This window comes from Rhizobium sp. FKY42, assembly GCF_005222835.1.
In the GTDB taxonomy this organism is placed as follows: domain Bacteria; phylum Pseudomonadota; class Alphaproteobacteria; order Rhizobiales; family Rhizobiaceae; genus Neorhizobium.
Map to the genome: position 1 here is coordinate 1 of NZ_STGA01000027.1, position 1,389 is coordinate 1,389.

Annotated in this window: 3 protein-coding genes and 1 pseudogene; all 4 read right to left on the reverse strand. The window is 58.8% G+C overall.

What is annotated here, in order from left to right; all coding sequences use genetic code 11:
- A pseudogene (locus E8M78_RS09415) lies at positions 1-212 on the reverse strand (hypothetical protein); the annotation flags it as partial.
- A 9-nt stretch (positions 213-221) separates the two neighbouring features.
- A complete protein-coding gene (locus E8M78_RS09420; RefSeq protein WP_137134816.1) occupies positions 222-587 on the reverse strand; it encodes a PAAR domain-containing protein in 366 nt (121 codons plus the stop codon).
- Between the two features lie 158 nt (positions 588-745).
- Complete coding sequence (locus E8M78_RS09425) at positions 746-994, reverse strand: BrnA antitoxin family protein (protein ID WP_137134817.1); 249 nt, start codon at positions 992-994, stop codon at positions 746-748.
- Entirely contained in the window at positions 978-1,259 is a 282-nt protein-coding gene (locus E8M78_RS09430) for a BrnT family toxin (protein WP_137134818.1), read from the reverse strand. Before E8M78_RS09430 ends, E8M78_RS09425 begins: the two co-directional genes overlap by 17 nt.
- Positions 1,260-1,389: the final 130 nt, after the last annotated feature.

Genomic DNA, 1,389 nt, shown 5'->3' on the forward strand with positions numbered 1-1,389 from the left:
CCGCCCATCACCACCGAGTAATCACCGCCATAGCGGTAGAGCGGTCTTCGCGAGAGGCCTGCATTGCGCAGGTCTGCATCGACGTTCTGGAAGAAGGCACCGTCCATGACGGCAAAGATGCGGATATTGGGATCGTTCGCCTGCTCGCAGAGATAGCCGAGGAGAGCCTTGTGCGGCTCGGACAGGGAACGTGCCGGTGTTTCGTCATCCATGCAGACGGTTCATCCTCGTGTGGACGGGGAGGCGTTGCCGCCCTGCTGGGTCTGGCAGCCTGAACCGCCCGGACCTTCGTCACCGATGAAAACGTTGGATGATCCTGTTGCTGCGGTTCCGCCGCAGTCGATGGCATCGCCGATGCGTCCGGCCGGGCGACCGTTGATGAACACACTGGCGGAACCGCTCATCAGCGCCCGTGCGTGCGGTCCTGCGTGGCCCATTGTGCAAGCATGTGCAGCGTAACTGTCGCCAACGCGCATTGCATGCAACCCATTGGTGAATACGTCCGAGCTTCCGCCTGTGGCGGGTGTCGGCGGAAAATGGCACCCGTGGCCGGAGCCAATATCACCCTTCCGGTGTGCTGGCGGCATCTGTTCCCTTCTCGCAAAACGCGCGTTGCGGCGCTTTTATTTCGCGAAATAAGGGAACTGGCAATCCGGAATCTGCGACTTGTCGTCAGCGCGTCAGGCGTTGCCACCATGGACGGGTGGCGACGGCGTTCAAGCCGTCGCCAAGTGTGCTGTGGCGGTCAATGCCTCTGCCGCAAGTCAGCTTCCAGCACCATGCGCACATAGCGGGCGTAGGGAATGCCCTTGGCCTTCGCCTTGGCTCGTATTGCCTCCATGAGGATGGCGGGCAGGCGCATGTTCAGGGAAGCTTCCTTCTTTGCGACCTCGAACTGCATCGGCTTGAACTGCTTGAAATCGAGGCAGGACAGGTCTTGCTCCAGGAACGCTTCAGCTTCGGCATCAGTCTTGAACTCAGGTACTCGCTTCATAGCTGCTCGCCTCCTTTGCATGCATGTATCGCGCACTGATCGGACGGATGAGGGTGCCCCGACAGGCAAACGCCACGAACATGGCCCGACCATTGACGTAGCCAGCAGCAATGTGCCGGCTCTCGGCTGGTGTCGAATGCTTGATGTCGGGGGCTACTCGCGCCTGACCTTCCAGAAATAACCGCTCGATTTCTTCTCTCGAAACTCCGTGCTTCCCGCACTTCGGCCAATTGCCGTCATCCCAATCAAAGCCGGTTATATTCATCTGCAAAACATATAATTCTGTCTACACAAAAGCAATACATATGGTGCCGGTGCTGTAGTCGGGGTCTGAGTAGCAACGGAGCAGAAAACCTACATAAGGATTTTACGGCTCATCGTCCGGATCGGCGGCG